This is a genomic window from Lentihominibacter sp., assembly GCF_046951855.1.
Classification (GTDB): Bacteria; Bacillota; Clostridia; order Peptostreptococcales; family Anaerovoracaceae; genus Lentihominibacter; species Lentihominibacter hominis.
Genome location: NZ_JBKTXS010000003.1, coordinates 1 through 12,044, shown reverse-complemented (window position 1 = coordinate 12,044; position 12,044 = coordinate 1). Strand labels below are relative to the sequence as shown.

Annotated in this window: 8 protein-coding genes; all 8 read left to right on the top strand. The window is 35.2% G+C overall.

Going from position 1 to position 12,044, the window contains the following annotated elements:
• Positions 1 to 74: 74 nt before the first annotated feature.
• Entirely contained in the window at positions 75 to 3,275 is a 3,201-nt protein-coding gene (locus tag ACLR96_RS01340) for a cell wall-binding repeat-containing protein (RefSeq protein ID WP_177269449.1), read from the top strand.
• A gap of 168 nt (positions 3,276 to 3,443) precedes the next feature.
• Positions 3,444 to 6,530, top strand: coding sequence for a cell wall-binding repeat-containing protein (locus tag ACLR96_RS01335; RefSeq protein ID WP_177269447.1), 3,087 nt, complete (start codon positions 3,444 to 3,446; stop codon positions 6,528 to 6,530).
• A 98-nt stretch (positions 6,531 to 6,628) separates the two neighbouring features.
• Positions 6,629 to 6,979 (top strand): cell wall-binding repeat-containing protein, encoded by a 351-nt coding sequence (locus ACLR96_RS01330; RefSeq protein ID WP_412265079.1) that lies wholly within the window; start codon positions 6,629 to 6,631, stop codon positions 6,977 to 6,979.
• Between the two features lie 109 nt (positions 6,980 to 7,088).
• Positions 7,089 to 7,460, top strand: coding sequence for a cell wall-binding repeat-containing protein (locus tag ACLR96_RS01325; protein ID WP_412265078.1), 372 nt, complete (start codon positions 7,089 to 7,091; stop codon positions 7,458 to 7,460).
• Positions 7,461 to 7,629: 169 nt separating this feature from the next.
• Positions 7,630 to 8,766: an aminotransferase class I/II-fold pyridoxal phosphate-dependent enzyme gene (locus ACLR96_RS01320; protein WP_177269443.1), complete on the top strand. Its 1,137-nt coding sequence runs from the start codon at positions 7,630 to 7,632 to the stop codon at positions 8,764 to 8,766.
• Between the two features lie 276 nt (positions 8,767 to 9,042).
• Positions 9,043 to 10,152: a CDP-glycerol glycerophosphotransferase family protein gene (locus ACLR96_RS01315; RefSeq protein WP_177269441.1), complete on the top strand. Its 1,110-nt coding sequence runs from the start codon at positions 9,043 to 9,045 to the stop codon at positions 10,150 to 10,152.
• Positions 10,153 to 10,165: 13 nt separating this feature from the next.
• On the top strand, positions 10,166 to 10,747 hold the full coding sequence (locus tag ACLR96_RS01310) for a DUF2238 domain-containing protein (RefSeq protein ID WP_177269439.1): 582 nt from the start codon (positions 10,166 to 10,168) through the stop codon (positions 10,745 to 10,747).
• Between the two features lie 291 nt (positions 10,748 to 11,038).
• A complete protein-coding gene (locus tag ACLR96_RS01305; protein ID WP_177269623.1) occupies positions 11,039 to 11,872 on the top strand; it encodes an AAA family ATPase in 834 nt (277 codons plus the stop codon).
• The last annotated feature ends 172 nt before the right edge of the window (positions 11,873 to 12,044 follow it).

Sequence of the window (12,044 nt, the reverse complement as noted above, 5' to 3'; positions counted from 1 at the left end):
ATGAAATGTTTTGAAAATAAAATAATAATATGATAAAATATTAATCAGATATAAAAGAAAGGATGAGACGTAACATGTTATTAATAAAAAAGAGTATAAGGCTATTTATAATTATATTATTTGTTTTTATAGGTGCTGTCGTTTTAAGTATTATGATGAATTCTGTGTATGCAGCTCAGATTAATGAAACTGATAAAGAATTTTATGCAGAAGGACAAGCTATTGAAATCTATGAAATGACTACAGAAGAAATTGAACAGAATCCAGGCAAAACAGTAAAAGTATGCTTGCTGGATGAAAGTGAGAAATCTTATTTTATTTCTGATGGATATATTATTTACGCAGGAAGTGAATCTGAAGACGTAGAATCAGGTAACATTATAATGAATGGCGGTAATGTTAAAGGTATAATTGCGGGTGGAAAAAGCGGAGAGGTTAGCACTTGGTCGCAAGTGATTATATCTGGTGGAACTGTAGACGAAATCAAAATATGTGAAAATGCTTATGTATCAAGTGTTTCTGTTCGTATAGAAGGTGATGCTAAGGTTGATCAACTTGTAGTTGGATGTAATAAAGATGAATATGGTGAGTTTGATGAAGCAACAATCATAAGTGAATCAAATAGAAGAACAAAGATTAGTATGGGATACTCAGGGGGCCAGATTGTAAGTGATGCTGTAAGTAATCTGGATAAATACATGATGATAAAGATTAATGGAGATACGTTAGAAGGGATTACGCAATTTGAGGGCTTGCCTGGATGTTTGGTTAATAATATGAAGCGTATTAATTTACACGCTCCCGGGGGATTGTTTGATGATAATGATAGAGACAGTTTAGTTTATAATGCTGAATTTTTGGATTCCTCAGGAGAGGTAATATATGAGATAGATCCAAGCCTATTGCCGATTCCTAAGCGAGATGGATATGTTTTTAAAGGATGGTCTACTGATGAAGAAGCTTTATTCATTGAAAGTTCTATAGGAGAATATGTAAATGATTTATATGCAGTGTGGCAAAATGCCTCTAATCCTATGCCGTTTGATTTATTTATACAATTTAATGGAGTAAAGCAAGGAGAAATTGAGCTGAATCCTATAGGTGGAGCATGTACTGTCGAGATTCCTTCGGAGTACGATAAGAATCAAGGGGTTTTTATAATCGGGAGAAATGCAAAAGGTGAAAAAATAAATGTTCCAGTAAAAATAGGTTCTAATGGCATAGGATATGCTAAAATAGAATCTACATCATATGATGGAAATAATTCACACACATATATTGTTAATTTAGTTGAACGTGCTCGACTAAATCAAACTATTGAAAATCAAGTACAGTTTTCATTAGAGGCATGGGACGGAATTACAACTGATGAGTTTGATGAACCAGTATTAACGACATTGTTTTATGAGGGTAAATGGAGTGATGAAGGTATAGTTATTGAAGTTCCGTATGGAACTATTGAAAATGGTTTTGTAAAAGTAACTGGGTTTGTAAATAAAGAAGGAATTACTATAAATGGACAAGATTGGTTAGATGAATGTTTGGATTTAAATAAGGAATATTTTGAATATCATGTGAAAGATATCAACAATAATAAAGAAAAGACATACAAGTTTAAAATTGTGGAAAGCAATGGGGAATCAGCTGAATTAAATGAATTGTGGATTGGTTTCGGTGATGTTAATGGACAATATTATCACTCAGAACGAATTGATCTGAGCAAATCGGAAGGCAAAGAAACGAAAATTTATGTACCATATTATTATAATGAAGAAATAGGTATCAATACGTTTGATGTGGGATTTAATAATATTGACAATATAAAGATCGAAGGGCTTGACGATATTTTTTCTTATAATGGTGAGGCAGAAAAAACAATAAATGTTAAGACTACATCAGCTAACGGGAAAGTTCATAAGACCTATAAACTTAAAATAATAAGGGATACAAAAGGAAATAGCACTGAGTTAAAATCACTTTCGTTAAGCATAGGGAAATTTTTAGATGAAGATGGTGAGACAATAGAAGAAATTGCAGTTAAAGATATTGATTTAGAAGAAGCGATGACGGAGGCAGGGGCAACCTTAGTGGTTCCTGAAGAATTTGATGTTAAACAGGGATATTATGAATTAGAAGCTATTACTAAAATGGGTGCGGGAATATATGTTGAGAAAAAAGAACCATATAGTAATTTTATATATTGGAATCCCGATATATATATGAAGCCAGCAGATTATAATAAGACAAGCGATACTCTTGAATTTGAAATAATTTCCGCAAACGGAGAACATAAACAAAAATATAAGGTTACAGTATATCAGAAAGGTAAAGGTCCAGAATATGATGTTGGATCAAGTGAAGACAATGCATCAAACTTATTCGAAGATAAAGAAAAAATAAGATTTGCTGGTTTGGAAAGAGTAGAAACATCAATATTGGTCGCTGATGGTTTAAAAAAGAGCTGGAGTGTAGAAAAGTTTAAAAATATAATAGTGGCTAGCGGAAGTGATTATCCAGATGCACTTACGGGAAGCTATTTAGCAAAGGTTAAGGAAGCACCAGTAATCTTAGTTAGAATGGATAAAGATACAGAACTTATGGCTAAAGAGTATATTGATGATAACCTGCAGAAAGGCGGTACTGTATATATACTTGGAGGAGTAGGAGCTGTTTCAGAGAGATTTGAAAAAAGCATAGGAAAGCAAAATGTAAAGAGGCTTTATGGGGATAATAGATATCAAACAAATTTGGCAATATTAGATGAAGCTGAGATTAATAGTGAGGAAATATTGATTTGTTCCGGAAAAGACTATGCTGATAGTTTGTCTGCATCAGCAGTAGGAAAGCCGATTATGTTAGTTGGAGATAATTTTACAGGGGAGCAGAGCAAGTATTTGAAAGGTTTGGATACAAATCAAATATATATAGTAGGAGGAATAGGAGCTGTAAACAAAAATATAGAGAATAATAGTAAGAAATATGCCAATGTAGCAAGAGTCTATGGAGATAACAGGTATACAACTTCAGTTGCTGTAGCAAAAAAATTCTTTAAGAAAAAATGTGAAAATATAGTATTGGCAAGAGCATATGATTTTCCTGATGGACTTTCAGGAGGTCCTTTGGCAATGGCGATAGGTTCTCCTTTATTGCTTGTTGAGAATATTGGATATCGTGACACTGCTGAATATGCAGGCAAGGCAGAAGTAAACAGAGTTGCTGTATTAGGTGGACCGAGTTTGATTTCAGACAAAGTCGTAAACAATATTATTAATTAAAAAACATTTACAACAGGGACGTACAAATTGAATAGACGTCCCTGTTGTATTTATATTATAATGATATGGTTAACAGGTAATAGAGGAAGATTGGTTGTTTAGCTTTTATAATAATGGTATAATTATATAAATTTTATTATGTATATTACTTGGATAGGGAGAGAAAAGTTGAAACGAATATTGGCAATTTTAACAGTAATGATAATCGGTTTTAGTGGAATTCAGGTATATGGGGAAGAAGCTTTTACAGAGAATGAAAGCGAGCTTATATATGATGTTTCAGTTGCTGAAAATAGTACAATAGATATAGGTGAAAATGATCCTGAAAAAAATGATAATGCTAATAGTTGGCGTTTCAATAATGGTGTTCCTATAGAAAATAAAGCGGATATCAGTAACAATTTTAAGGCAGGAAAGGCAGCATCGGCACTTAATGCTACTGCTCATGGAATAGATGTAAGTGAGTGGCAGGGAAATATAAATTGGGAGAAAGTAAAGTCAAGCGGTATTGATTTTGCTATTTTGAGATGCGGATTTGGAATGAATCAGACAGATCAGGATGACAGTAAGTTTTTAAAGAATGCTAAGGAGTGTGAAAGACTTGGGATTCCATATGGAGTATATATTTATTCATATGCGACAAATACCTCAAGAGCGGATAGCGAGGCAGATCATGTATTGCGGTTATTGAAAGGAAGAACGTTGTCATATCCGGTATATTTTGATATGGAAGATAGTAGTACATTAGCATATAAATCAAGCTTTGGTAAGATTGCTGAAACATTTTGTAATAAAATAAATGCAGCTGGATATCCAGTAGGAGTATATGCGAACCTTAATTGGTGGAATAATTACCTCACAGATTCCTGTTTTGATAAATGGTATAAGTGGGTTGCGCAATACTATCACACTTGTGAATATAAAAAAGAGTATGCTATGTGGCAGTATAGTTCTTCTGGAAAGGTAAATGGGATAGCTGGTAATGTAGATATGAATTATCTCATAGGATATCCGGCGGATCATGGCTCAAAAGCGGTGGAAGTTGAAGAGGGGACATATACATTAAGCAATAAGGCGAAAACGAATAGCATATTGAGCATAAAGGATGCGGGCGTTGAGAATAATGTGGCCGCGGAGATCGCCATAAAGGAAAACATTGGTTCAAATAATAGATTTGAAATAATAGGTATAGGAAATAAAAAGTATAAAATACTTGCTGAACATTCAGGAAAGGCTTTGGATATAAAAGACAGCAATAAAGAACCGGGTGCTGAGCTTCAGCAATATCAGTGGCATGAGGCAGCTGCACAGATATGGCAGTTTGAAAGTTCTGAAGATGGATATTATTATTTAAGATCAAATTTAGGAACATATTTGCAGTATGATTCATCGAAGCCAAATAGTCTTGTTACGGCAACATACAATAAAAGCGATGCGCAAAAATGGAAGTTGAATGCATCTGATTATAGACCAATTAAGAATGGAATATATAGCATATTTGCTTCTGCAGACGAAAATAAGTGTTTGGATATCAAAAATTCAAGTGTTGAAGATAGAGTAAGTGTTGGTATCAATAATTTCAACAATTATATATCTCAGCAGTTTTCTGTTACATATGAAGATGAAGGATATTATAGAATCACGGCAGAACATTCAGGAAAAGTATTTGATGTTGTTAATGGATCGAAAGAGCCTGGAGTGGAGGTGCAACAATATGTTTCAAACGGCTCAAATGCGCAACTATGGAAGTTTGTGGAGGATGGACAAGGCAATTATTATTTGAAGTCAAAATTAGGAACTACAGTTTCTGCTGGAAGTAAAAGTTCAGTCCATATGGGAGTTATGGATTTTAGCACTGGACAGAAATGGAATGTTAAGCCGTATAAATTGTCTGGAATAAAAGATGGAATATATTCTTTTAAGAGTAGAGCTGATACTTCGTATTCATTGACTCAATCTGATGAAAAAATCCGATTATATGGGTTTGAGAACATATTGGAGCAGAAATATCGCATTGAGAAAATAAGCGGGGATTACTATAGAATAGTAGATATAGCGACAGGATTGGTATTGGATGTAGAAAATGCATCAAAGGCGGCAGGTGCTAATCTGCAGGTTCATAAATGGAATGGCACTGACGCACAACTTTGGAGATTTGCTAAAATATCAGATGGAAATTATGTTATAAAATCAAAATTAGGGACCTTTATTAGTGCTGTATCCATATCTGAAAATGGAAAAGTCAATTTGGCGTATTTTAGTAATAGGAATAATCAAAAGTGGACGTTGGAAAGTGAAAAACTTGTGTATGGCAATAAACCTCAAGTGTCTGCTGATGAAAATATAAGTCGTGTGTTTGGAAGTGAATCTTTGGTAAGATTTGCGGGAAAAGATAGATACGAGACTGCCTTTATGGTAGCAGATGCTTTAAAAAAGAGTATGGATTCAGGCAAGTTTGATAATATAGTTATTGCTTCAGGAAATGATTATCCGGATGCACTTTCAGGTGGATATCTTGCTGCAAAGAAAAACGCTCCAGTAATACTCATAAATGACTACTATAAAGAAGAGGCAATTAATTATATAAAAAGAAATATAAATAGTAGGGGTACTGTATATATATTAGGCGGGAAAGCTGTTGTTTCTTCTAATATAGAGAAAGACCTGAAGAAATTTACAAGTGTTAAGAGATTGTATGGAAAGGATAGATATGAGACAAATTTAGCTGTTTTAAAAGAATCGGGAATAAAAAATGAAAACATCATCGTATGTTCGGGAAGAGATTTTGCAGACAGCCTTTCGGCATCTTCATTGGGGAAACCGATACTTTTGGTTAATGATCGACTGACCAATGGGCAGGAGATATATTTACATGATATTGAGGTATCAGGTGTATTCTTGATAGGTGGAGTAGGAGCTGTAAATGAAAATATAGAGCAGGAATGTAAAAAATATAGTGACACGATAAGAATAGCAGGTATGAACAGGTATACTACATCTGTTGCAGTTGCGCGAGCATTCTTCGGAGATTGGAATAAAGCAGCTGTATTAGTTGATGGTAGCACTTTTCCTGATGGACTTTCAGGGGGCCCGCTGGCAACGTCAATACAGTCACCTGTTTTGCTTGTAAATAATATTAATTGTAATGCTGCGGAAGAATACTATGAGGATATGACATTAAAAAAAGCGGCAGTAATGGGTGGAGAAACTTTAATAAGTAACGATATAGTTGAAGGATTGGTTAATTTGTATTAAGTAGTAATAGGATAGTGAGAAAGATATATTAAATGGAATGAAATAACAGGATATAGTATAATACTTAAATAATTATTACTACAAAGGTAAATATACTGGTGAAAAAACATTATATTTTACAATTAATTCAGAAAAAACAAATGCAGATAGATTTTTTGGAAAAAAATAATATAAGGGCGTATGGTGAAACAAGGTATAAAACACCAGTCGAATCCGTGGATGCATTTAAAAAGAGTATGAATATAGAAAAGTTTGATACTGTAGTCATAACAACAGGCACAAATTATCCTGATGTACTTACAGGATGTTATCTTGCGAAAAAGAAAAATGCACCTATACTTTTAGTAAATGATGCAATGGAGTCCATGGTAAAAAAATATTTGGTTGATAACTTTAAAAAAATGGTAAAGTGTACTTGGAGGTGTAGGAGCAATAAGAGAAAGTTTTGAAAACAGTTTAAAATCGACAGGATATAGAGTAGAAAGATTATTTGGGGCGACAAGATACGATACTAATCTTGAAATACTAAAAGCAGCAAATGTTAAGTCAGAAGATTTATTGGTTTGCACGGGAAATGATTTCGCTGATAGCTTATCAGCGTCATCGGCAGGGAAACCTATAATGCTGGTAGACAAGAGTTTAACAAAAGAACAGAAAACATATCTAAAAAGATTGGATCGAAATAAAAAGGCATACGTAATAGGAGGGACCAGGGGTGTAAGTGCATCACTTGAATCTGGACTTAATACCTATGCATCGGATGGTGTTAATAGATTATATGAAATAAATAGATATGAAACATCAAGAACAGTAGCAGAGACGTTCTTTAAAACGGCAGATTATTGTACTTGCGTGGGCTCAAAATTCCCCGGATGGCCGCCTTTCAGGGGGATCATTGGCAATGTCAATGGGGCGCTTCTATGCTTGTAGATAATAATAATTATCAAGAGGCAGTATTATATGCAGATAAGGCAGGCGTAGAGAGGGCTGCAGTACTTGGTGGATCTCCTCTTATTATCTGATAAAGTAGTTAATAAAATAGTGCAGCAATATGATTGAGATATAGTTTTTATATAAATATAAGCAGGAAAGGAACATTATGCAATTCAGAGATTTAAAACAACAATATCAAGTATTAAAAAAAGATATTGATACAGCCATGATTGAGGTGGCTACAAACTGTAATTTTATAAACGGTCAGCAGGTCAAGGTGCTTGAAAAGGAGTTGGCTGAGTATGTTGGAGTTAAGCATTGCATCACATGCGCTAACGGGACAGATGCGCTGACAATGGCAATGATGGCGTGGGGAATAAAGGAAGGTGATGCTGTATTTGTACCTGATTTTACATTCTTCTCATCAGGGGAGATAGTTTCTCATGCAGGGGCAACGCCTGTATTTGTAGATGTGGATACTGATACATATAATATATCTTCTGAGTCTTTGGATAAGGCTATTGAGAAAGTAAAAGCAGATGAGACGCTTAATCCTAAAGCTGTGATAGCTGTAGATTTATTCGGTCTTCCGGCAGATTTTGAAGCTGTAAGGAAAGTTGCGGACAAGCATAATTTATTAGTGCTGGAAGATGGAGCCCAAGGTTTCGGAGGAAAAATAAAGGATAAAATCGCATGTAGCTTCGGGGATATAAGTACCACTTCATTTTTCCCTGCAAAGCCGCTTGGCTGTTATGGAGACGGGGGCGCGGTATTTACAGACGATGACAATATGGCCGCACTGCTTGAGTCTATAAGAGTTCATGGCAAGGGGGAGATGAAATACGACAACGTAAGAATCGGACTTAATTCCAGACTTGATACAATTCAGGCTGCTATACTTTCCGTCAAGCTAAAGGCTTTTGCCGATTATGAGCTTGAAGATATAAATAAAGCGGCAGATAAATATACAAGACAGCTGTCTGATGTACAGGACAAAATAAAGCTGCCTATAGTTCCTAAAGGATATTATTCCAGCTGGGCGCAGTATACAATACAGCTTGAAAATAAGGAAACAAGAGATAGCCTTCAGAATGCATTAAAAGAAGAAGGAATCCCAAGTATGGTATATTATCCTAAAGCTATGCATAAACAGGAAGCTTTTGCAGCAAATCCTTATAACGACTCGGAGTTTTCTAATACAATGAAGCTGTGCGATACTGTGCTGTCGCTTCCAATACATCCGTATTTGACTGATGAGGATATAGAAAAAGTAGTGAAAGCTATAAAAGCTAAAATGTTATAACAGGTAAATTGTTTTAGTCGTTATTAAAATAATAGTATAAATTGAATTTTGTATTGAATAAATTAATGAGGAGTTTATATACTCCTCATTATCATTTCTTGCGGTTAGTTTATTAATCAGGAGATTTTTTTCTGATATTAATTCTACACAATCATCACATAATATACATAGCTATTAGATTGCTTGATATTTCAAATATATGGTATAATAAATAACTGATTATAGGTAAGATGAAGAACTTGCAAATATCACAGGTATACTATTGCGGAGGGCAGAATGAAAATTGTAGTGAAAGTATTGCTGACGATATTAAATATGATCTATAGCATAATGAAACTTTTTCCTGTCGGAGAAAAGATTACTTTTGTGAGCAGGCAGTCTGATAAAAAATCTGAAGATATGGAGCTTTTGGAGCGGTCGATCAGAAGAAAGGATCCGGGTTTGGAGCAGGTTTTTCTTTGTAAGAAACTAGAAGGCGGAATTTTTTCAAAGATCGGATATTGTTTTCATGTTTTTAAGCAGATGTACCATATTGCTACGTCTAAGGTTGTGGTGTTGGATTCTTATTGTATAAGTGTTAGTGCTCTGAAGCAGAGGGAATCTCTTGTGGTTATACAGATGTGGCACGCTCTTGGATCTTTGAAAAAATTTGGGTTTAGTATAGTCGGTGAAGGTGAAGGAAGAAATGCGAAACTTGCTGATGTTTTTTCGATGCATAGAAATTATACATATATTTTGACCAGCAGTAGAGTATGTGCACCTAACTTTGCGGAAGCTTTCGGATATGATGATAAGCATATGAAGGTGATGACTTTGCCAAGAGTAGATAAACTTACAGACTGGTCCTTTAAAGAAGACTGCCTGAGGCGTATTTATGATGAGTATCCTGAGTTCAGAGAAAAGAAGGTAGTTGTTTATGCACCTACGCTCAGAGTGGACAGAAATATTTCAGAGGCTGTGCAGAACCTTGCTGCGGCTTTTTCAGATTCTCAATATATTTTTGTGCTAAAGAAACATCCTCTGATGCAAGTAAATTCTGAAACTGGTGTAGTTGATAATAAATTTACAACATTGGAAATGTTGTTTGCGGCTGATTATGTTATCTGTGACTATTCTGCAATAATTTTTGAAGCTGCAATAATAGGAAAACCATTGTTTTTTTATACTTTTGATTATGAGACATATGGCGAAGAACGTGATTTTTATATGGATTATGATGCGGAGATGCCAGGAGTGATTTCTGCGGATCCCCGTGTTCTGGCTGAAGCTGTAGCTGCTGATGATTATAGTATCGATAGGATAAAAGCTTTTTCTCACAAGTATGTGGAGAACCAAAGCGCATGTACCGATAAGCTGGCAGAATTTATTACGGATCAGATCAAATAAAGCGAGGAGAGTTATGCACAGAAAAAGAATTATAGCAGTTTTACTTTTAATTATAGCAACGATTATAACTATTGCGACAGCTTTTAAAACCGGAATCAATCCGCCTGCGGTAAATGTGGCCGGTTCTTTTGGTGCGATATTATTTTTGCTGGCGACAGCGAAAATACTGGATGTAAAGGATGATTTATTTTACTGTGGGGTCATTTTTGTATATTTGGCGTCTCCGATAGGCTCAGTTTTGGATTTATACAGGAGGTTTGGCCCATATGATAAAATAATACATTTTATCAGTGGAATTCTTTTGGCAAGTCTTGGGATGTTAGTAATATCGAAACTTTTAAAAAGAGCAGAGATGTTTTTTGAAAATAAAAGAGCTTATTTATTTTCACAGGTTGTCTTTGCTTTTTTCTTTTCTTCAGCGTGTGCCGGTATATGGGAAATATTTGAGTTTACGGCGGATAAACTTGCTGGTGGAGGAATGCAGCGTGGTATGTTGGATACTCTTACTGATATGATTGCTGGAAATAGCGGAGCTCTTTTATACTGCTTTATTTTTGTGATTATGATTTATGCTGGAAGGCTGGATAAAAAATGAGTTTGTATTCCTTTGGCGTTGAGTTGCCGGGAATGTGCCGGCGACAGGTTGCTTTCAGAGTTATTATTTGTGAAAGTGTGCATATATTTGCAGATGTATACAGTGTTTTAGGAGGGCGAACAGCAATATTTCGGTTTATAAATATATGTGAGGGCTACAGATAAAGTACATACTATTGTTGATCCACAAAACTCTTGAAAAATACCCATATATAATATATTATAAAAGTTGTGGCAACAGCAGTTTTACACTGACTTAATACAATACAAGGAGATGAAACAAAAAATGAATATGAACGTTTTTAAAGGTAGCGATAATTACGTAGTTACCGATGAACTTATGAATGCGGTAAACGTATCTATTGCTTTGGAAAAACCGCTTCTGATTAAAGGCGAACCGGGAACAGGCAAGACAATGCTTGCTGAAGCTATAGCCGAGTCACTGGATATGGAGCTTATAATCTGGGGTATCAAATCAACCACTAAGGCACAGGAAGGCCTTTACGTATACGACACAGTGCAGAGATTATATGACAGCCAGTTCGGTGAAGGAAATGTTTCCGATATAAAGCAGTACATCAAGCTGGGTAAACTGGGAGAGGCCTTCACGGCAGATAAGCAGGTGGTTCTCCTGATAGATGAAATAGATAAGGCGGATTTGGAATTCCCTAATGACCTTCTCTGGGAGCTGGATAAGATGGAGTTTTATATTAACGAAACAAAAGAAACCATTAAGACAAAGCAGAGACCTATAGTTATTATTACATCCAATGCCGAAAAGGAGTTGCCTGACGCATTTCTGAGAAGATGTATTTTTCACTATATAGAATTCCCTGATAAGGAAAAAATGGAAGAGATTATAAACGTTCATTTCGGTGATATAGATAAAAAGCTCAGCGAAAAGGCGCTGGACGCTTTCTATGAAATCCGTGAAATGGATGATCTGCAGAAAAAACCGAGCACTTCCGAACTTCTTGACTGGATACAGGCTCTGATGATAAGCGGAGTTGATATTGCCAATCTCAAGAGAGACATGCCGTTTGTAGGTGTTTTGCTCAAGAAAAATCAGGATATAGATGTAATGAATGAAATAAAAGAGAAAGGATACTCACTTAAGAGATGGTAAAGATATGTTTTTAGAATTTTTTTACCTGCTCAGAGCTAAAGGGCTGGAGGTTTCTATAAACGAGTGGATGATTTTGGAAGAGGCTCTTGATAAAGGCCTTGCACATTCATCTCTTATGGGCTTCTATAATCTCTGCAGAAGTATTCTTATCAAATCAGAATCTGAATATGAT

Bases quoted from the DNA above. Each gene is read 5' to 3' on its own strand.
- ACLR96_RS01340 (WP_177269449.1), top strand. From the start codon at position 75: ATGTTATTAATAAAAAAGAGTATAAGGCTATTTATAATTATATTATTT.
- ACLR96_RS01320 (WP_177269443.1), top strand. From the start codon at position 7,630: ATGCAATTCAGAGATTTAAAACAACAATATCAAGTATTAAAAAAAGAT.
- ACLR96_RS01315 (WP_177269441.1), top strand. From the start codon at position 9,043: ATGAAAATTGTAGTGAAAGTATTGCTGACGATATTAAATATGATCTAT.
- ACLR96_RS01310 (WP_177269439.1), top strand. From the start codon at position 10,166: ATGCACAGAAAAAGAATTATAGCAGTTTTACTTTTAATTATAGCAACG.
- ACLR96_RS01305 (WP_177269623.1), top strand. From the start codon at position 11,039: ATGAACGTTTTTAAAGGTAGCGATAATTACGTAGTTACCGATGAACTT.